Raw genomic sequence first — 18,680 nt, forward strand, 5'->3', positions numbered from 1 at the left:
TCCACGTCGAGGTCTTTCGGATGGGCAGTGTGAGAACTTCCATCATCGGAAGACCTCGACGTCTATCCGGGTAGCGACTCGCTCTGTTTGAAATTCATCGGTATACACTCTCGTTTGCGAAGAGCCCCTATGGTGCGTCCAAAAGATAGTTCGGCGGGGCACCAAGTGTTAAAGCCTGCATCTAAACAGCTGTATCTCCAGCTACGACTAGCTCTCGACGGTATATAGTCACAATCAATTCGCATAACGCACTGGACGCCAGAGTCAGCGACTTCTGTGTCCAAATCATCATTTGACCCTTTTTCATCCTGCGGATGCAAGAACATTCGCCACTCGAACAACAGAAAACCTAGGCCAAAAGAGAGGATCGATTGAAACATCTAGCCTAATTCGGCATGGTGCTAACCTATCCGTAAAGGCACTCGCGAGGCGCTGATCCTAACTCCTTCATATCCAAGATTGTCTAACAAGACTTCCATAGCGCGAACTTGCGACTCGTCATCCAACCCCGGACCTGTTCGAATTTCACAAATAGGGCTGCTTTCGAATGAAGATTGAAATGCTATCCGCCGGTAAATGGTCAGTCCTTGGCGGCCTACACCTACGTCTGGCGCGAACTCGTCGTCTTGCGTTTTTGAATCTATGAATGTTAGCAAGCGCCATTCACGCTCTTCTGAAAAATGTTCATCTTTGTGCAAAGCCCCATTGAAGGCAAGATATTCAATTTTCTGGAAGAGTTTCGCTATGTCGCCTTTCATGTCCTCAAACTCGGATTCATAGATCACCCTCTTGCCTTCTTTGTCTTTTCGAAGCGAGTTGATCCCACCAGGAAACACCCGATGATACTCCTCTGTCACTTCTCGCGCATCAACGACTGCCCTCAGGAAGGAAGTGGAAGAAGAATATTCAACCGGCCGCAGAAATCCTTGCCATGACTCTCCCTCCCAAAACTGGCGCAACAGTTGCGACTTGAACCCAATCGCAAAGCCCCCACCACCACTATAGCCACGCCATTGACTTAATAAATCGCCATCCGGGCAAAAACACGCGGCTCCAAATCTTCGATATGCACTCTCAAATAACTTCTCGATTCCGGGCAGATCGTCTTTAGACGTCAGATGTTCAATCGGTTCTCGCATTAATCCACGTAAATACTTTCCCTCAGTAATATCGTTCAAATACGATAGGCCCGTCGCACGGATAGCCCCTTCCCGAAGTATTCCTAGCAGTCCAGACGCCGTCGTGTAGTGCCATAGAATCTTAGGCGGATCAACGACTTCAGTTGCCATCTCTTCACTCTCGCTGCTCGCCTTCGACCGCTGTTCACTTGATTTGAGATACGGATCCATAACCGCAATTTACCCGACATTCTGAGTCTCACCAAAGTTGAATAGGTGACGCTTTTGATAAAAATTGTCACTAGGCGATGCTGTGCAGTACCGGCAGGTACTAGCCCTGCAACCTGCCGAGAGTCGGAGTAGGAGTAGGAGCAACCCTGCCGTTCAGTCAGTGCGGGAGGCACCCAACGCTGAGAACTCATTGGTCACCAGCGATCATTTGGCATCGAGATACCCCTCCGGACCCTCAGAACTCCACCAGACCAGCTAATGAACACACCCTAAGACCCCTTGCTTGCGGGTCAGTTTCCGGTACAGAATGATCAATCCTCGACGTCGACCATTGACACATTAATGGCATGCTGCTTACCATTAACGTGCCACGGAGGAGGTCCCTGGTGACGTAAGAAGGGAGCAACATGAGCGGGAAGCGAGCACGCGCGGCGACCCTTGTAGAGCGCGGCGCGGTCGACACATTGCTGAGTGACTACGAGGGGAACTCTGAAATCGGCCCCTTTGAAAAGATGCTGGTGCTGCGAATAGTTGCGCGAATTGGATTGTCTGGAACCTGGGAGCCGATTGTCGTGAGTCATCTTGCGGACGAGCTGCGGACGAGCCGGCAAACAGTTCGCAACGCAATCGACGCTGTATCTGGAGATTTGCTTGACTTCGACGTTCGCGGCAGCGAATCAGGCCGCGGAAGGCGCGTCAATTTAGCCAAGGCATCCCAGTGGATGATCGATCGAGTTCGAGAAGTGATTGAGCAGGAGAAAAACAATGAGTGACGCTGAGGATTTTGAGGTCGTTCTCGACACACTTATTCGCGGGGACGAGCAGCAGAAAGTGGTGTTAAACGCCCTATTGGAAAGAGGTGTGAATTGTAAGACGTTTGCGCCAGTGAATGTGCTAGGAGTGTCGCGTGAGACCGGCGTTAACGCTAAGACTGCGATAATCCGACTCATCGAAAATGGGAATCTGGAACGGCAGCCAGCTACCGATTTGAGCGCTCACAACAATTCTTACAGAACTCTCAATGCTTCGAGAGAGCTTACTAACTTAGACGAAATTGAACTGTGAAAGGTGATGGACAATGCAACGCATGAGACTCGATGAAAGCAACAACGGTTCGTTCCAGGTCATCAGTGTGACTCCTCGTGTAGATCGTGACGGGGTTCAGCGCACTGACCGCGAGAACGTCAACCAGTGGGAACTGGAGACTCTACACCGGCCTGCTGACGGTGGGTCCGCGCAGGTGATTAAGGTTCGGGTCGCGAGTGCAAGTGAGCCGTCGATCCGACCGATGGCTGAGGTCCAGTTCAAGGAATTTGAGGCCTTCTTCTGGCAGATGGGCGACCGGGCAGGCGTGAGTTTATCGGCTATACAGGCTGTGCCTGTTGCCGGGGGCAGTCAGCCACACACCGAGGCGAAGGGACGGGGTGATTGAGCATGTGGGTCTTTGATCCAGGAACCTCGTCGCCTGGCTTCGACTTGCTCGGGTCGTTATTCAACTCGTGGTGGGCATGGCAACTCGTCGGCCTGGGCGCTTTTGCCGCTGTGTTAATGATCCTGGTGATATATGGCCTGTTCGTTCTTGGCCGTGATCGTGGTCAAACGTTCGAACGCCGTGTCATGCAAGAAGTTCAGGAGCGAGAGGCAGGTCATCAGCCTGGTAAGCACGCCTGCCCCTCGCCGGTGGTCCATCACGCCGAGCAACTTCAAGATGCACGAGGTGATGTGCCGTGACGATTCTACGTGGTGTTGCTAGTTGGGGAGCCTGGGCGGCTCGTGGCCTGGCCGCCGGTGTCCTCGTTGGCATCATCGTCGGACTGACCGACTCGACGCTGTTGCACGGCGTTCTCTGGGTCGGCTGGCTCATTGGGGGTGCTGTCGCCTTGCCGATGCGGCAACTGCTGCGTGTTCTTTTCATCTGTCGGCGGTCAGGTGTCTCGTTCGGAGTGGCTCGGGCTGCGGTTCAGGTCACGACGTTGTGGCCGTACATCTCATGGCGGTCAGGTCATGGACAGTCAGAGGACGAGGTTCGAAAGGCGCGACTCGAAAGAAACCCGAACCTCACCGAGGAAGACGATCATTCGTGGAGTGACCTTGCTCGGTGGGGTCTGTATGTAGTTGGCCTGTTGCCACGACGCCGCACGGAAAGATTCTTCGATGTTCCTCGCCTCGTCTCGGCGTCGGCAACGGCTGCGGGTATGACGCTGCGGGTGCGTCGTGCCAAGTCTGGAACCACGGCAGAGGACGTGGGATCGGTTGAATCTGTTCAGCGGTTTGCGCAGACGTTGAGAGAAGTCACCGGCGCATGGTCGCTGTTGCTGAGGTCCGAGGTGGAAGGTCCCCATACGGTGCTCCGTGTGCTCTGGTCGGATCCGCTGCAAGGGTCACGGCCTTCATTTGAGCCCTCCGGTGATCAATCGCCGGTCCGGATTGGTGTCGATGAGTTTGGTTCCGATGTCTGGTGGGATCCATTTGAGGCTACGCACACAGCCGTTCAAGGCATGACTCGCAGCGGGAAATCGGTTCAGGAGTATACGCGGCTGTCTGGTCTGGCTGGGCGAACCGCTGTTGAGGTGTGCGGCTTAGACCCAACCGGAGTGCTTCTAGGGCCTTTCGTGGCCACTGGTGGTCGGGCTGCTGTACCTGCGACAGCGGGTGAGAGTCCAATGTTTGCTCACTTTCTCGATGTCCTCTATTCCATCGTTTCAGAGATGGATCGACGGACAATGCAGCTTGCTGCCGACGGTAAGGACAAGCTGGGGTCTGGTGACTTCTCGGCAGACTTGCCGTGCTTGGTGGTGGTGCTGGAGGAATGGCCGGGAATTATTCGGGCGGCGGCTGCGGAGGATGTGACAAAGGAGCGCAAGCCTGCGGAGCGTGTTGGTCCGAAGATCGAGGCCGGTGTTGCTCGTCTTCTTGCGGAGGGAGCTAAGAGTGGCATTCGTGTGCTGCTACTCGGGCAGCGACTTTCAGCAAAATCACTGGACACGGATAGTCGAAGCAATTTCGGGGTTCGGCATACTCTGCGGGTCGATAACGCTGATGCCGTAGGGATGCTCCACGATCACGCTTCGGAGTGGGCACCGATTGTCGCGGTTTTCGAACCTGGCCAAGGACTCATCGAGCGTCCCGGTTTGGGTCAGCGCCGTTACCGTGCCGATTTCACGAGTTACGACACCTACCTGAGGAGAGTGAAGGAAAGTGTTGCTGAACATGTATGAAAGCATTTTCGAGTGCAAACCTATTACGCATCTGGAGGCCGGGGACATGGTTGCTGCACTCCGTGAATGGGTCGAATGTGTGGTGGAGGTCGAGGACCGGGAGCGCGTCGAGAAGCTACTGCGAAACTGCGAATCGTCCTTAGACATAGTTTTGGTGTCGCGCCCTTCTCCCAGAGCCTCGGAGCGAGGTACGAGTTTCGAGGGTGACCCTCGCCGGGTAGGCGCATCCGGTCTGAACATTTAAAGGAGTTTTGTTGTGGAGTCGCAAGTGGTGGATCGGTTGTTGACGGCTCGTGATGTGGCCGAATGGTTGGCGACGAGTCCGGCAACGCTGTGCAGGTGGCGGCAGTCAGGCAAGGGGCCGCGCTGGGTCGCATTGGGTGATGCTAGTCCTCGCTACCGGCGCGAGGACATTGAATCGTGGATCGACGAGCAGGCGAGCTGCTAAGTATGGCCGTTCGTAAAGAAGCATCTGGCCGGTGGCGTGCAGTAGTGAAGCAAGGACGCAGATACGTCGATGGGGCCACGTTTGACACTCAGCGAGAGGCTAAGGCGTGGGAGCAGCGTCAAAAGGCAGCGCTGGCTGGCGGGGTGGATCTAGCTGCTCGTAAACAACCGATTCGTTCACTGCTCCTGACGTGGATCGAGGAACGTAAGAAGACCGTGGCGACCACAACGGCGCATACAGATGCCGCGATGATTCAACGGCTACCTGGAGCGTTTACGGCTCGCGCGGTCGGTTCAGTCACTGATCGAGACGTGCAGCGGGTACTCAACAGCTGGTCCGGTAAGTATGCAGAAGCCAGTGTCCGCAGATTCCGGGCAAGCCTAGCCACCTTCTTCGGGTGGTGCGTCTTGGAGCGGTGCGTCGTCTCGAATCCAGTGAGTGGGAGTCAAGTGCCGCGTAAGGATGCCGAACCTGGCCGCATGAAGCCGCTAACAGAGACCGAACTGGAAGAAGTTGCTGAGGCGATCCGTGAGTTCGAGGGCCGCGCTGCGGACTTAGTACTGATCGCCTCGTGGACAGGCCTGCGGTGGTCGGAGCTGCGTGCAGTGACCGTGGGCGACTTCTCGCGGGTTCCTGTACCCGTGTTGGTTGTACGGAGGGCTGCGCCGGAGGGCGTCGCTGTGAAGACAACGAAGGGGCGTCGTGCCCGCACCGTTCCGGTCGCAGACCGAGTGTTGCGTCTGGTCGAGGCGTGTGCTGACGGCAAGGCCGGAGAAGATCCGCTGTTCACGTCGAGCACAGGGGCACGTCTTCATGCCTCAGGCTTCAAGAAGTCGGCACGCTGGTCCCAGACGGGGAAGGCCCGTCGTATCCACGATCTGCGCCACACAGCGATTTGTCTGTGGCTGGCTCGTGGAGTGGATGCGGCGACGGTACAGGCATGGGCCGGACACGCGTCGATTAGCACGACGAACTTGTATGTACAGCATCTTGGAACGGTCGCCGACCGGGCTGGATTGAACCGTTTGAACACTCCGGGGCACACCGGGGGCACACATGGAGAGGAGGACGGTGCTACCAACGAGAACACCCCAGGCCGTTGACCTGGGGTGAGCTACCGAGCCGCCTGCGAGAATCGAACTCGCGACCTATTCATTACGAGTGAATCGCTCTACCGACTGAGCTAAGGCGGCAACCGAGCTAACTCTAGCCAAAACCTGGACTCCTGGTCAAAAGGAGCACGGTCGAAACCAGACTCCGTTATGCAGCTCACATATGCTGGACTTCTCAGTGCGTTCCCTCCGCAGCTCAGGAGACACATGACTACCGTTTCGCTGTCCGTCCCGCAGGCCGCAGAACTTCCCGAGATCGGTGCCGTACTCGATTCGTGGCAGTCCGATTCCGGCCCTCTCCACCTCCACACAGGAGACCTGGGCTGGTATTCGCTCCGAGGTGCGCAGCCAACGGCGCAGGCCCTGCGAGTCTGGCGATTCGGCGAGCACATCGCCGCCATCGGCCTGCTTGATGGTGAGGATCTTCTGCGCCTGTCCATCGACCCGGACCTCAGCGATGACGACACTTTGGCACAACAGATCGAATCCGACGTCATTGCGGCAAGCACTGCAGTCTTCGGTCCGGGAGCGGCAGTACTCGAGGCTCGGGGTGCAATCCGACTCTGTGATCGTCTGCAGGCTCGCGGGTGGGATGCGGACGAGCCCTGGACCACGATGAGCCGAGATCTGAGTCTGCCGGTGGAGGACCCCGGCATCCGAGTGGAGATCGCCGAGTCCGACGATGCGGAGGTCTGGACCGCCATTCACTGGTCGGCGTTCCGTGGTGTGCCCTACACCGCAGACGACAGACAGCGGTTCGTCGAGCGGTGGAACGAGATGATGTCTGGCCCGTTCTACTCACAGGCGCAGAGCCTGCTGGGCTATGACGATTCCGGGCTGCCGGTCGCAGCGACCACAGTGTGGTCCGCAGGACCGGACCGACCTGGGCTGATCGAACCGCTGGCCGTCGACCGTGACCAGCAGGGCCACGGCTATGGAAAGGCGATAGCGTTCGCAGCGGCGCGAAGCTTGCAGCGGCTGGGATCCTCGTCGGCGGCAGTCGCGACGCCCAGCGCGAATACGGCTGCTGTCGCCGCCTACACATCCGCTGGATATGTTCCCGGCGCCGAGGTGAGGGATCTTCGGCGAGACGGGTGAAGATCCGTGCGCTGACGGTTTCGACCCAGCTCAACCGTTAACCTGGTGACAACAGACATTTCAACAGAGTAGAGGGTGACGCACATGGTCGAGTTCGACTCGAAGGATTTCATGAGCGATTTCAAGGCGCTCATCGAATGTGAGTCGTTCTCCCAGGATCCCGAATCACTGGCCCGCAGCGCTCAGCTGGTCTCTCGGATCGGCACCGGGCTGCTGGGTGCGGCTCCGCACATCATCGAAACCGATTCGCATCCCCATGTGCTGTGGCGATTCGGGACCGGGCCCCGCAAGGTCGTGCTCATCGGTCATCATGACACCGTGTGGCCGACGGGCACCTTGAGTGAGTTTCCCTATTCAGTCGCCGATGGTGTCGTGCGCGGTCCCGGAGCCGACGATATGAAGGGCGGTCTGCTCATCGCACTCTATGCGATGGCGCGGCTGCGCGAACAGCGCGGGGACCTCGATGGTGTCAGTATCCTCATGACCGGGGACGAAGAGCTCGGCTCGCCCGGATCTCGTCAGATCATCGAGGATGAGGCCCGCGGTGCCAAGGCGGCGCTGGTCTTCGAAAGCGGTGCGCCTGACGGAGCTGTGAAGATCGCTCGCAAAGGTGTCGCCATCTACTCCCTCGAAGTCACCGGTTTGGCCGCCCATGCCGGGGTGGAGCCGGAGAAGGGCATCAACGCCACGATCGAGGTGGCCAACCAGGTCGTGAAGATCGCTGCGCTGCATGACCCGTCGGTGGGGACCTCGGTCGTGCCGACCGTCATGCACAGTGGTTCGACGACGAACACCGTGCCGGCCAAGGCCGTCGTCGGCGTCGACTCCCGGGCTGCCTCGGTGGCCGAGCAGGAACGCATCGACGCAATCCTCAGCGACCTCTCCCCCACCGTGGCCGGAGCAAAGGTCGACGTCAGAGGCGGGATTAACCGTGCCCCTCTGGAAGAGAAGATGGCGATGGGACTCTACGCCAGAGCTCAACGACTCAGCGCTCACCTCGGGCACCCGCCGCTGCGGTCCGTGGCTGTCGGCGGCGGATCGGACGGCAACTTCACCGCAGGAGTCGGAACACCGACCATTGACGGTCTGGGCACGGTCGGCGGCGGTTCGCATGCCAGGACCGAACATGCCCTGCAGGTGTGGATCCCACGCCGCGTTGAGCTCACCACCGCTCTGGTCGGCGAGCTCCTGGCCGAAGACTGAACCTCAGCCTGACCGAGGACTGAACTTCAGAGCGCGCCGGTACGGTCGTCGAGCAGCCAGGGGTTCGACAGCAGCACGAACGCCGATTCGACGATGAGCACGGGAGACATATTCGTCTGCAGTCGTCGTCTCGCCTCGGTGATGGCGTCGATCCGCAGCAGAGTCGTATCGGGTCCGTCCCTGTTGGCCTGCTCGGAGATGAGGTCGACTTCGCCGGCGTTGATCCACCCCTCACGGATGCCCAACTGGTACATGAGGATATCGCGATAGAGGCTCATCAGCTCGAGGAAGATCCGGTCGAGCTCGTCGTTGCGGGCCCGGACTGACCGGCGCTTCTGCTCCTCTTCGAGCTTTCTGATCTGAGACCTCGCCGAGGGCGGAATGGACTTCTCCGATTCGATGCCCAAGGTCGCCATGAGATCGCTGCGCTCCGAGGCATTGCGTTCCTCGACCCGAGACTTCGCGGTCTCCGCTGCTTCGTCGACGATGCGGCCCGCCAGGCGGATCGTCGCGCCGACCGAGGTCAGTTTGCCCGGGATTGCGAGGATCTGTCTGCGTTCCTCATCGGCGGACTCGTTGAGGGCCATGTATTTGGCCCGGCCGATGTGGTTCTGCGCTACGGCCGCCGCCCACTTCGCTCTGTCAGGATCGACATGGTCGCGTTCGATGAGGAGCTGCGCCACCGCGTCCCGGGAGGGGATACGCAGACGCACGGGGCGGCACCGGGAACGGATCGTGGTGAGCACGTCGATGGGGCTCGGCGCGCACAGCAGCCACACTGTGGCCGGAGGTGGCTCTTCGATCGCCTTGAGCAGGACGTTGGCCGTGCGTTCGCTCATCCGGTCCGCGTCTTCGATGATGACGACTCGCCATGGGGAGTTGACCGGGGCTGACTGTGCTCTCGTCACCAGTTCCCGCACCTCGTCGATGGCGATGACCGACTTCTGAGTCGACATGATCGTCAGTGATTCGTGGTGGCCTTTGAGGACACGCGCCGTGACGTCACCCTGTTCTTCGCCGCCGGAGATCAGAGCCGCGGCGAAGGCGCGAGCTGCGTTTGACCTCCCGGATCCGGGAGGTCCGGTGAAGAGCCAAGCGTGGGTCATCGCTCCCGGTGAGTACAGGGCGTGCTTGAGCTGGGTGATGACATCGTCCTGCCCGACGAGCTCGTTGAAGACGCTCACTCAGTGACCTTCCGGGTTGTTGAAGCGCTGGTGGTTGCGTTCTCGCTGTTTGCGCAGCCGCTCCCGTGCCTGACGCTCGATTTCAGCCTGAGCCTGCAGTCGCTCTCGACTCATCTGCCGGGCATTGCGCACGGGCAGGACCGTCGTCTTGGCATCCTCGTCGTCCCGGCGGGAATCGTCCTGGTTGGGAGTCTCGACCTGCTTGACGACACGAGTCTGGGCTTCTTCGGAAGACGGAGTCTCGATCACGTCCGTCGGATCACTGTCATCGTCACCGTCGTCCGAATCGCCGCTGTCATGGGCCTGTGCCGCAGCAGCGCTCGGGGTGAAACCACGCGCCGGCAGAACCGTGGTTGCGGCTTCCTCGTCGGTCTCGTGCTCGACCCCGGTCTCTGCCTCGGGCTCGGCGCTGGCAGCCTGGGCGTCTTCCGAGGCCCGGACCGACGGCTGGTGTGGACGCTGAGTAGAGCTGTGGGGTGATCGCTGGGCTGATGTCGGGTCTGCCTCGTCGGACTCTCGCAGATCGGCACCGAGATCGACTCGTTCCGTCTCCACTCCGTCATTGCGGTCCTCGGATTCCCGACGGCCGGCCGATTCCGGGATGAATCGTTCGCCTGTGAGCGGCACGAATCGGACCCCGGGCTCCGGGGTGATGTCCTCATCGTCGGCAGGTGCAGAGCTCGCAGCCGAGTCTGATGACTGTGCTTCGCGGGCTTTCTCGGACACCGCACCATCGGCTTCCTCGGACGGATGACTCTCGACCACCTCGGCGTCGGGCGAAGTTTCGGTGGTATCCGTCGAAGCACCGGTGGCACCGGTGACGGCACCTGCGGTGGCGGTGCCTGCTGGAGCGGCAGACGCGCCGCCCATCTGCCGTGGCAGCCGGGTGCGGATGGCGGTGAGGATCTCAGCGGTCAGGTCTTCCTCGGACACCGAGGCATCGAGGACGATGTAGCGGTCGGGCTCTTTGTGGGCACGAGTCAGGTAGGTCTGGCGGACCCGCTGGTGGAATTGCTGGTTCTCCTCATCGAGGTAGTTGTTCTCGCCGCGCTTACCCATCCGCGTCGCCGAGACCTCTGGATCGATGTCGAGGACGATGGTCAGGTGCGGAACGAGCCCCTGAGTCGCCCATTTGCTCAACGCCAGAATGGTCTTCGGGTCGAAGTTGCGGCCCGCGGCCTGGTAGGCGATGGTCGAATCGATGTACCGGTCTGTGATGACGATGTTGCCGCTGTCGAGGCTCGGGTCCACCAAGGAGGCCACGTGGTGGGCGCGGTCTGCGGCGAAGAGCAGTGCTTCGGTCCGGGGGCTGGGTGGCTCGGAATCGAAGAGCACCGAACGGATCTGTCGTCCGAGCTCGGTTCCACCCGGTTCACGGGTCGCCTCAACGCTGTAACCTTCGTCGGCGAGGATCTGTGAGACCCGTTTGATCTGTGTGCTCTTGCCCGAGCCGTCGCCGCCTTCGATGGCGATGAAGAATCCGGCGCCGAGGCGTTCCGCGGAGTTTCCGATGCCGTCGTTCGCACCGTTCTCGGCGGCGCTGGGCGGACGGAATCCGTGCACGATGTCCACGGACAGTCCCTGCAGACCATGCGGGTCGAAGATGAAGAGTCCGATGACTCCAGCGACAAGTGCGGCCAGTCCCATGATTGCGAATGCAACGTCGCTGGGGGCCAGCGCCCAATCCATTGCGGAGCCGACAGGGATGATGATGCCGAAGTCGAGGGCGTTGAGGATGAGGGCGACCACGGCACCGCCGACGGCGCCGATGCGACGAGAGAAGTTGTAGGGCTGTGAGCGCACACCGATTCCGACGAGGAAGGCGATGACAGCCGCCAGGACGACCTTGCCTGAGAGCTCATTGATCGCGCCCGTGGCGATCAGCAGGATGCCCGATACGGTCAGTGCGAACGCAGACACGCGCGGCCTCGACATACCCGGTGCGAAGGTGGGGCCCATTTCGAAACCGATGGCCCACCCGACCAGGCATGACGCAAGCATGAAGGCGAATCCGGCTTGACCGAAGCTGTGCTCGACGGCGGTGGGCTGCGCCAGGATGAATGTGGTTCCCAGCACCGCGAAGAGGGCGATGCACACCCACGGCGTCGCGATATTCGCGGCCGGTCTGGCCACGCGGGCCTTGATCGAAGGGAATGCGCCCGTCGTCGCCGATTCCGCGTGGAGGGCTCGCTCGGGGGTGAGGAAGATGATGACGGCACCGACAGCCATGGCGATGCCCACCAGGAGGCTCGTCCAGCCCAGCGCTTGTGTGCCTGCGGCAGAGCCGCCGATGATCTGGAAAGAGAAGGAGACGAAGACGAGGAGTGCCGCGGGAATGCCGACCCGACGCCATGGCTTCTCGTTGGTGAAGGGGTTGATGCTCATCAGCAGGCCGACGACGGCACCCAGGAACAGAGCGGTAACCCAGGTCAGCCAGGCGCTCGGGGCAAGGCTGAGGACGATGAGCAGTCCGGCCTCAACGACAGCGGCGATGCTGAGGGCGAGTTTGCGGACGGCTGGCCCTTTGCTCGCCAAGATCTTCTGCGGGATGAAGAGTCCGGCTCCGGCGAGGACGAAGACGATGAGAAGAGACAGGCTTCCCAGCTGGTTGTCGAAGCCTCCCGCAGCCAGGCTGTCGGCCATCGCGGTGAAGGCTCGCCCGCCGATCGTGGCGAAGAAACCGCTGGTGCCCGCCACGACATAGCTGATCGCCACGAGTACGATCAATGCGCCCCAGGCTGCGGTCTCGGCAACCAACCGGCCAGGGGCTCCGGGAAGTCGATGTCCTGTAGTCGTCAACATACTCACAGACCTACAATATCTGCCGCGACTGACATATCTCTTGGAACAGACCGGATCTCTTCTCACCGATGTCTGATCCTCTACTCTTGATTGCGTGCACATAACGCGAACATCGATGTCAGCAGTAGCAACGACCGGCTTGGGTCCGATCGAGGAACTTGCCTTTGCCAGGGTCCTCCTCGACTCGGTCAAGCACGGCACCCGAGGAGCAACGCTGCGGATGTACAGGCCAGCACCGACGTTGGCCTTCGGGGCCAGAGATCGGTTCCTTCCCGGGTTCCCCGCAGCAATCGAAGCGGCGAAGGATCACGGTTTCACGCCAGCTCTGCGCAGCCTCGGCGGGCGAGCTGCCGCCTATCATCGGGGATCGCTGGTCATCGATCACATCGAACCCAGTGATGCGTTCATCAAAGACACCACGGCGAGGTTCTCCGCCTTTGGGCAGGACTACGTCGAGGTTCTGCGTGGCATCGGAGTCGACGCCCGCCTCGGCGAGATTCCTGGGGAGTACTGCCCCGGTGAGCACAGCGTGAATGTGGCCGGTCGGATCAAGGCGATCGGAACCGCACAGCGAGTGGTCTCGGGCGCGTGGCTGTTCTCCTCATCCGTGATCGTCGAGGATCCCGATCCCATCCGTTCCGTCCTCACCGACGTCGAGGCGGCCCTGGGCATCGAGTGGGATCCGGCCACTGGTGGGTCGATCAGAGAAGTCCACCCCGAGGTCACGATCGACACCGTCGCCGAGGCGTTCGCCTCCTACTATGCCCACGCCGATCCGCACACGCCCGGTGAGCCCACAGCCGCCGAACTCGCAGCGCTGCCCGACAAGATCGGCACCCACGTGCTGTGACGGCACCTACTCCATGACGACCCCTGCACTGCGACCCTGTACTGCGACACCGAAGCAATTGGAGACGATGACCCGATGAATGTGCGCGAGGCGACGAAGGACGATCTGCCCGACATCCTCCGGCTGGTCCAAGCCCTGGCCGTGTATGAGAAGGAGCCCGATGCGGTCGAGGCCACCGAAGACGATTTCGCTGCGGTGATGTTTCCCGCCGATGGGCATCCGAGCACCTATGGCCTCGTCGCCGAGGTGGACGGACAGATCATCGGCATCGCGATCTGGTTCCACTCGTTCTCCACCTGGACTGGGAAGAATGGGATCTGGCTCGAAGACTTATTCGTCGATCCCGATCACCGCGGAAATGGGGCGGGCAAGGCGCTGCTGGGTCACTTGGCCCAGATCTGCCAGGAACGGGGTCTGACTCGACTCGAGTGGTGCGTTCTCAAATGGAACGAGCCCTCAATCGGCTTCTACCGTTCGCTGGGTGCAAAGGCTCAGGACGAATGGGAGACCTTCCGTCTCGATGGTGAGGCGCTGCGCTCGTTCGCAGCAGAGTCGGCGGGCGCGTAGCTCGCTCAATTCCACAAGCTGTCAATTTCTCAAGCTGTTTGCCTCTGACAGGCGTTGAAGCCAGGTGTTCCCGGCGGAAAACGAAGATCGAGGAACTTTTGGAACGATTCACCGTAGAGAAATCGAACCAGAAGTTCCTCGATTCAGAGCTGGGACACCGGACTCAGGGAGTCTTCGGCTTCGCAGTCGTGGACTTCTTGGCCGCGGTTGTCGACTTAGCAGTCGTCTTCTTCGCCGTCGTCGACTTCGCAGCAGTCGACTTGGCAGCGGTCTTAGCCGGAGCCTTCGCCGTGGTCTTCTTCGCTGTGCTTGTCTTGGCTGCGGTCGACTTCTTCGCAGGAGCCTTCTTAGCCGCAGTCTTCTTAGCCGGCGCCTTCTTCTTTGCCGGTCCCTTTGCACGCTTCTCCGCGAGGAGCTCGGCGGCACGGCTGATGTCCATCGACTCGACCGAATCGTCCTTGCGCAGGGTTGCGTTGAACTCGCCATCGGTGACGTAGGGGCCGAAGCGACCGTCCTTGACCACGACCGGCTTCTTCGAAATGGGGTCCTCGCCCAGTTCCTTCAGCGGTGCCGTTGCCTGACGCCCACCACGCTGCTTCGGCTGGGCGTAGATCTTCAGCGCCTCGTCGAGGGTGATGTTGAAGATCTGATCTTCCTCGGTCAGCGACCGTGAGTCGGTGCCCTTCTTCAGATACGGACCATAGCGGCCGTTCTGAGCGGTGATGTCGGTGCCCTCTTCGTCCTGGCCGACGACGCGAGGCAGGCTGAGCAGAGTCAGCGCAGTCTCGAGGTCGATCGAGTTCAGGTCCATGGACTTGAACAGGGAGCCGGTGCGTGGCTTCGGCTTCTTGGCCCCACGCTTGGGCTTCTCTTCAGGCTCAGGCAGAACCTCGGAGACGTACGGGCCGAAACGCCCGTTCTTCGCCACAATCGTGTGTCCGCTCTCAGGATCGACTCCCAGTTCACGGTCACCGTCGCCCTGGGATTCGATGAGTTCAGCGGCCTTGGCCGCAGTCAACTCGTCCGGGGCCAAGTCCTCAGGCACAGATACGCGCTTCGGGTCTGCACCCTCTTCGGAGGCCGGGACTTCGAGGTATGGACCGTAGCGGCCGACGCGCAGGTTCACGCCTTCACTGATGCGAACGGTGTTGACCTCGCGGGCATCGATGTCGCCGAGGTCATCGACGACTTCCTTGAGCCCATCGCGATCTTGAGACTTGTCGCCGAAGTAGAAGCGGGCCAGCCAGGCCTTGCGATCTTCTTCGCCCATGGCGATCCGGTCAAGTTCGGATTCCAGATCGGCGGTGAAGGCGTAGTCGACGAGACCGGTGAAGTGCTCCTCGAGGAGTCGCACGACGGAGAACGCCAACCAGCTGGGCACCAGGGCGTTGCCGCGGGAGGTGACGTAGCCGCGGTCCTGGATGACGGAGATCGTGGCAGCGTAGGTCGAAGGACGGCCGATGCCGAGCTCTTCGAGCTGCTTGACCAGGCTGGCTTCCGTGAAGCGCGGTGGTGGGGCTGTCGTGTGACCGTCGGCTTCGGCCTTGACCACCGACAGCGACTGTCCTTCGTCGACCTGCGGCAGGCGTGATTCGCCGGACTTCGTGTCGTAGCGTCCGGCGTCGGTGCCCTCTTCGTAGGCGGCGAGGAATCCGCGGAAGGTGATGACGGTGCCGCTGGCGCTGAAGCCGGCTTCGTGGCCGTCGGCGAGGTCGGCACGGACCTTGATGGTTGCGGTCTTGCCCTTGGCGTCGGCCATCTGGCTGGCGACTGTGCGCTTCCAGATCAGGTCATAGAGACGGAACTCGTCGCCGCTGAGTGACTTCGAGACCTGGGCCGGGGTGCGGAAGGAGTCACCGGAGGGACGGATCGCCTCGTGGGCCTCCTGCGCCGACTTCTGCTTGCCCGAGTAGGTGCGAGGCGACTGCGGAACGAATTCGGGACCGTAGAGTTCGGTCACCTGCTTCCGTGCCGCGGAGATCGCCTGGCCCGACAGCGCCGAGGAGTCGGTACGCATATAGGTGATGTAACCGTGTTCGTACAGCGACTGGGCAGTGCGCATGGCCTGACGCGCACTCATGCGCAGCTTACGGCCGGCTTCCTGCTGCAGGGTCGAGGTAGTGAACGGTGCCGCAGGCTTGCGCGAATAGGGCTTCGACTCGACGGCAGTGACCGTCAGCGCGTCCTTCGCGGTGCCGTTGAGCTCTGTGGCCAATGCTTCAGCCCTGGCCTGGTCGACGACGGTGGCCGATGAGTTCTTCAGCTCACCCTTGTCGTTGAAGTCACGGCCGGAGGCCACGCGAGCACCGTCAAGGGTCGCAAGGTTCGCTGCGAACGGGCTGGTGCCGTCGGGCAGCCCCAGGTCGACATCGAGGTCCCAGTAGTCGGCGGAGACGAAGGCCATGCGTTCGCGTTCGCGTTCGACGACGAGGCGGGTTGCCACAGACTGGACACGTCCGGCGGAGAGGCCGGCGCGGATCTTGCGCCACAGGACGGGCGAGATCTCGTAGCCGTAGAGGCGGTCGAGGATGCGGCGGGTCTCCTGTGCGTCGACGAGAGCGGTGTCGATCTCACGAGTGTTCTCCAGAGCCCGTTCGATGGCCTCGGGAGTGATCTCGTGGAAGACCATGCGCTTGACGGGGATCTTCGGCTTGAGAACCTCGAGAAGGTGCCAGGCGATGGCCTCACCTTCGCGGTCCTCATCTGTTGCGAGATAGAGTTCGTCGGCGTCCTTGAGGAGGCGCTTGAGTTCGGTGACCTTCTTCTTGCCAGGGTCGACCCGGTAGTAGGGATCGAAGTCGTTGTCGACGTCGACGGCGAATTTGCCGTACGGTCCCTTCTTCATGTCTGCCGGGAGCTCGGACGGGGTGGGAAGGTCGCGGATGTGGCCGACCGACGCCTCAACGTCGTAACCCTCTCCGAGGTACCCAACGATCGTTCGCGCCTTCGTCGGAGATTCGACGATGACGAGACGGCGGGGCTGCTTCTCGGTTGTGGTCACGCTTTCACATTCCTCTCACGGCGCCGGTTGATCGAATAAACGGACGATCCGGCCCAATGTAACACTGATGTTCGTGCTCTACCTGCATCGGGTTGATGCAGTGAACCTCAACGGCAACGGTTTTCGATACTACCGTTATTCCAGGTTTCCACCGTTCACGGGCAGCAGCGCACCGGCGGCGACAAGCTGCCTCACCTGGGCGATGAGCTGGTCTTCGAGCGCGGTCGGATTGACGTCGAGCAGCTGGGCCAGAGCCACCGCGGTCTGCCTCAGGCTCAGGCTGCCGTCGGCGACGGAGACGAATCCTGCCAGGGCGGTGTCGAGGTCGAAGACCTGCCCGAATCCGATCCCCTGCTCCAAGGTGATCGAGCTCGGATCCGATTCTCCGGGCACATGGTGGCGGTGCTCGACGAGGTCCGGGGAACGGGTGAATACGGTGTTTGCGATCTCCTCGGCCCCGGCGGTTGCCAGCCATGACCTCAGCGCGAACGTGGTGGCGACGAACTGTCCGAGCCCGTGCGGGTTGTTCGCAATCGCCGAGGTGGTCCTGACCGTGGTCTTGAACGTTGAGGACGACGGTGAAGAGTCACCGGCACCCGCGTGGTCGGCAATCGTTGGGACATCGTTACCTGTCGCCTGCGCAGCTTCGTCGCCGTGATCGTCCTCAGCCGAGGCCGACTGCTTGTGCATGATGACATAGCCGAAGACGACCTCGCTCACATCTCGGGATGCGAAGTCGTCCATCCATGCTGCGGTCGCAGCGTTCCATTCCTCGCTGGCACGTGGGATGCCCCCATCGCGGATCCATGTCTCCGCGTAGGCGATGGGGTCAAGTCCCTCCCGTTCGATGACGAGCACCGAGGTGTCCGGGTCCGTGACCCAGGATTCTGGCCCTGCTTCCCTCGCCGAGGTGGTCTCCCAGTTCCCGAGGCATACTGAGCGTCCGCCCGGTTTGAGAGAGTCGGGAATCGCAGTGAATAGAGACCGAACGAGCCGGTCGCCGGTCATCCCTGCGTCTCTGTATTCGAAGGTGGTGACGTTCGTACGAGGGGTGATGACGAAGGGCGGGTTGGATACGAGCAGATCCACCTGTTCGTGCAGTGGTTCGAGCATGGATCCCGCCCGGAGTTCGATATTGCCCACCCCGTTGAGTTCTGCGCTGAGCCCCGTCAGGTGCAGGGCCCGTTCCGAGATGTCGGTGGCGATGACGCGGTCGCTGTGGCGGGCCAGAAGCAGGGCCTGGATCCCGCACCCGGTGCCGATGTCGGCGGAGACACTGACCTGGTCGCGAGGTGTCAGTGATACGAGGGTGCGTCCTGCCCCACCGAGTCCGAGTACGAAGTCGCCGTCGAGGACATCGGGATTGATGAGTGTCCCGTGGTCGCTGACCAGATAGAGATTCTCGTCACCGGGCCGAAAGCCGCGCGGAACTCCGACCGGCAGATCATAGGGAGTGATCGCAAACGGCGCGGACACGGATCCTGCATCCCCCACCTCGGCGACCTCATATTTGTCGGTGGCGTCATGCGTGCCGGCCACGAGCAGTCCCCGGTCGACGGCGACGTCGAACGCATCGTCGCCGAGAGCGGCACGGGCGGTTTCGTTGCTGACGTCACGATGGAAGTGGAAGAGCAGGGCCAGGGCCGCCAGATTCTGGTCGAATGGCTCCTGCGCCTGCGCAGAGTTGAGAATCTTCTCGCAGCAGTGGATCGCCGGTGCCGCATTGTTGCGCACCACTGCCGAGGCGATGGGTTCACCCCACAATTGGCGCAGTCGGGGCACGGTGTATCCGGCCCGATAGAGACGGTCTGCCACGAGGGTCATGTCTAGTTCACTCACACCCAAATC

The 18,680-nt window shown here is 61.1% G+C and carries 16 protein-coding genes and 1 tRNA gene; 11 read left to right on the forward strand and 6 right to left on the reverse strand.

Annotation, left to right across the window (positions count from 1 at the left end):
- Window positions 1–401: 401 nt before the first annotated feature.
- Window positions 402–1,289: a DUF2971 domain-containing protein gene (locus tag BAUR9175_RS14765; protein ID WP_165770795.1), complete on the reverse strand. Its 888-nt coding sequence runs from the start codon at window positions 1,287–1,289 to the stop codon at window positions 402–404.
- 467 nt (window positions 1,290–1,756) lie between these two features.
- Here BAUR9175_RS14765 and BAUR9175_RS14770 point away from each other — a divergent pair, with 467 nt between their 5' ends.
- The 7 genes from BAUR9175_RS14770 to BAUR9175_RS19505 all read left to right on the forward strand — a co-directional run bounded on the left by BAUR9175_RS14770 (window position 1,757) and on the right by BAUR9175_RS19505 (window position 6,118).
- Window positions 1,757–2,122 carry a hypothetical protein gene (locus tag BAUR9175_RS14770; RefSeq protein WP_096146632.1) on the forward strand — a complete coding sequence of 122 codons (366 nt, stop codon included), beginning with the start codon at window positions 1,757–1,759 and terminating at the stop codon, window positions 2,120–2,122.
- Window positions 2,115–2,414, forward strand: a complete 300-nt coding sequence (locus BAUR9175_RS14775; RefSeq protein ID WP_096146631.1) for a hypothetical protein — start codon at window positions 2,115–2,117, stop codon at window positions 2,412–2,414. Before BAUR9175_RS14770 ends, BAUR9175_RS14775 begins: the two co-directional genes overlap by 8 nt.
- 22 nt (window positions 2,415–2,436) lie before the next feature.
- Window positions 2,437–2,781: a hypothetical protein gene (locus tag BAUR9175_RS14780; RefSeq protein WP_127362810.1), complete on the forward strand. Its 345-nt coding sequence runs from the start codon at window positions 2,437–2,439 to the stop codon at window positions 2,779–2,781.
- 2 nt (window positions 2,782–2,783) lie between these two features.
- Complete coding sequence (locus tag BAUR9175_RS19185; protein ID WP_127362809.1) at window positions 2,784–3,080, forward strand: hypothetical protein; 297 nt, start codon at window positions 2,784–2,786, stop codon at window positions 3,078–3,080.
- Window positions 3,077–4,567 carry a hypothetical protein gene (locus BAUR9175_RS19190; protein WP_127362808.1) on the forward strand — a complete coding sequence of 497 codons (1,491 nt, stop codon included), beginning with the start codon at window positions 3,077–3,079 and terminating at the stop codon, window positions 4,565–4,567. Before BAUR9175_RS19185 ends, BAUR9175_RS19190 begins: the two co-directional genes overlap by 4 nt.
- 271 nt (window positions 4,568–4,838) lie before the next feature.
- Entirely contained in the window at window positions 4,839–5,015 is a 177-nt protein-coding gene (locus tag BAUR9175_RS19950; protein ID WP_371860642.1) for a helix-turn-helix transcriptional regulator, read from the forward strand.
- Between the two features lie 479 nt (window positions 5,016–5,494).
- On the forward strand, window positions 5,495–6,118 hold the full coding sequence (locus BAUR9175_RS19505; RefSeq protein ID WP_205677686.1) for a tyrosine-type recombinase/integrase: 624 nt from the start codon (window positions 5,495–5,497) through the stop codon (window positions 6,116–6,118).
- A 17-nt stretch (window positions 6,119–6,135) separates the two neighbouring features.
- Here the strand turns inward: BAUR9175_RS19505 and BAUR9175_RS14805 are convergent.
- A tRNA-Thr gene (locus BAUR9175_RS14805) sits at window positions 6,136–6,208 on the reverse strand.
- A gap of 126 nt (window positions 6,209–6,334) precedes the next feature.
- Between BAUR9175_RS14805 and BAUR9175_RS14810 the strand changes: the two genes are divergently transcribed.
- Together BAUR9175_RS14810 and BAUR9175_RS14815 are read left to right on the forward strand one after the other, a co-directional pair.
- On the forward strand, window positions 6,335–7,225 hold the full coding sequence (locus BAUR9175_RS14810; RefSeq protein ID WP_096146625.1) for a GNAT family N-acetyltransferase: 891 nt from the start codon (window positions 6,335–6,337) through the stop codon (window positions 7,223–7,225).
- 111 nt (window positions 7,226–7,336) lie between these two features.
- A complete protein-coding gene (locus tag BAUR9175_RS14815; protein WP_069601283.1) occupies window positions 7,337–8,428 on the forward strand; it encodes a M20/M25/M40 family metallo-hydrolase in 1,092 nt (363 codons plus the stop codon).
- 26 nt (window positions 8,429–8,454) lie between these two features.
- On the opposite strand, the gene BAUR9175_RS14820 is transcribed toward BAUR9175_RS14815, so the two are convergent.
- Both BAUR9175_RS14820 and tmk read right to left on the reverse strand, forming a co-directional pair.
- On the reverse strand, window positions 8,455–9,612 hold the full coding sequence (locus BAUR9175_RS14820) for a DNA polymerase III subunit delta' (RefSeq protein ID WP_009883369.1): 1,158 nt from the start codon (window positions 9,610–9,612) through the stop codon (window positions 8,455–8,457).
- Window positions 9,613–12,414: a dTMP kinase gene (tmk, locus tag BAUR9175_RS14825; protein WP_240513762.1), complete on the reverse strand. Its 2,802-nt coding sequence runs from the start codon at window positions 12,412–12,414 to the stop codon at window positions 9,613–9,615.
- Window positions 12,415–12,529: 115 nt separating this feature from the next.
- Here tmk and BAUR9175_RS14830 point away from each other — a divergent pair, with 115 nt between their 5' ends.
- Both BAUR9175_RS14830 and BAUR9175_RS14835 read left to right on the forward strand, forming a co-directional pair.
- Window positions 12,530–13,264 carry a lipoate--protein ligase family protein gene (locus BAUR9175_RS14830; RefSeq protein WP_226823732.1) on the forward strand — a complete coding sequence of 245 codons (735 nt, stop codon included), beginning with the start codon at window positions 12,530–12,532 and terminating at the stop codon, window positions 13,262–13,264.
- Window positions 13,265–13,339: 75 nt separating this feature from the next.
- Window positions 13,340–13,831, forward strand: a complete 492-nt coding sequence (locus tag BAUR9175_RS14835; RefSeq protein WP_096162170.1) for a GNAT family N-acetyltransferase — start codon at window positions 13,340–13,342, stop codon at window positions 13,829–13,831.
- Window positions 13,832–13,994: 163 nt separating this feature from the next.
- On the opposite strand, the gene topA is transcribed toward BAUR9175_RS14835, so the two are convergent.
- A complete protein-coding gene (gene topA / locus BAUR9175_RS14840) occupies window positions 13,995–16,832 on the reverse strand; it encodes a type I DNA topoisomerase (RefSeq protein ID WP_101584233.1) in 2,838 nt (945 codons plus the stop codon).
- 135 nt (window positions 16,833–16,967) lie between these two features.
- Window positions 16,968–18,671, reverse strand: coding sequence for a DUF7059 domain-containing protein (locus tag BAUR9175_RS14845; RefSeq protein WP_257944342.1), 1,704 nt, complete (start codon window positions 18,669–18,671; stop codon window positions 16,968–16,970).
- Window positions 18,672–18,680 lie beyond the last annotated feature (9 nt).

Source organism: Brevibacterium aurantiacum (assembly GCF_900169065.1).
GTDB lineage: Bacteria > Actinomycetota > Actinomycetes > Actinomycetales > Brevibacteriaceae > Brevibacterium > Brevibacterium aurantiacum.

Bases quoted from the DNA above. Each gene is read 5' to 3' on its own strand.
- BAUR9175_RS14765 (WP_165770795.1), bottom strand. From the start codon at position 1,289: ATGGCAACTGAAGTCGTTGATCCGCCTAAGATTCTATGGCACTACACG.
- BAUR9175_RS14770 (WP_096146632.1), top strand. From the start codon at position 1,757: ATGAGCGGGAAGCGAGCACGCGCGGCGACCCTTGTAGAGCGCGGCGCG.
- BAUR9175_RS14775 (WP_096146631.1), top strand. From the start codon at position 2,115: ATGAGTGACGCTGAGGATTTTGAGGTCGTTCTCGACACACTTATTCGC.
- BAUR9175_RS14780 (WP_127362810.1), top strand. From the start codon at position 2,437: ATGAGACTCGATGAAAGCAACAACGGTTCGTTCCAGGTCATCAGTGTG.
- BAUR9175_RS19185 (WP_127362809.1), top strand. From the start codon at position 2,784: ATGTGGGTCTTTGATCCAGGAACCTCGTCGCCTGGCTTCGACTTGCTC.
- BAUR9175_RS19505 (WP_205677686.1), top strand. From the start codon at position 5,495: ATGAAGCCGCTAACAGAGACCGAACTGGAAGAAGTTGCTGAGGCGATC.
- BAUR9175_RS14810 (WP_096146625.1), top strand. From the start codon at position 6,335: ATGACTACCGTTTCGCTGTCCGTCCCGCAGGCCGCAGAACTTCCCGAG.
- BAUR9175_RS14815 (WP_069601283.1), top strand. From the start codon at position 7,337: ATGAGCGATTTCAAGGCGCTCATCGAATGTGAGTCGTTCTCCCAGGAT.
- tmk (WP_240513762.1), bottom strand. From the start codon at position 12,414: ATGTTGACGACTACAGGACATCGACTTCCCGGAGCCCCTGGCCGGTTG.
- BAUR9175_RS14830 (WP_226823732.1), top strand. From the start codon at position 12,530: ATGTCAGCAGTAGCAACGACCGGCTTGGGTCCGATCGAGGAACTTGCC.
- BAUR9175_RS14835 (WP_096162170.1), top strand. From the start codon at position 13,340: ATGAATGTGCGCGAGGCGACGAAGGACGATCTGCCCGACATCCTCCGG.